Origin of the sequence: Aquitalea sp. ASV11 (assembly GCF_016429185.1) — a bacterium.
GTDB classification, from domain to species: Bacteria; Pseudomonadota; Gammaproteobacteria; order Burkholderiales; family Chromobacteriaceae; genus Aquitalea; species Aquitalea pelogenes.
This window is the reverse complement of record NZ_JAELUD010000299.1, coordinates 1-296: the sequence shown is the minus strand read 5'-3', so window position 1 is coordinate 296 and position 296 is coordinate 1. Positions and strand designations below refer to the sequence as shown.

Here is a 296-nt window from a genome sequence, read left to right as displayed (position 1 = left end):
CCCCCCCCCCCCCCCCCCCCCCCCCCCCCCCCCCCCCCCCCCCCCCCCCCCCCCCCCCCCCCCCCCCCCCCCCCCCCCCCCCCCCCCCCCCCCCCCCCCCCCCCCCCCCCCCCCCCCCCCCCACCACATCTTACTGTTCGTCGGCAGCGTCAGATGTGTATAAGAGACAGGGCTGAGGCTGCCTTCGGCCAGTTTTGCACCAAGGTCGCGTGCCAGCTGCTGTGCCTGACCGGTATGGCCGGGCGCGCCGGGGCACCAGTCCATCTCTATGCCCGGCAGCAGGCGGGCGCGTTGTT

Annotated in this window: 1 protein-coding gene; it reads right to left on the bottom strand. The window is 78.4% G+C overall.

The window, feature by feature from the left end; genetic code table 11:
- A partial coding sequence (locus tag JHD62_RS22245) for a hypothetical protein (protein WP_199104687.1) occupies positions 1–296 on the bottom strand: 296 nt, incomplete at both ends.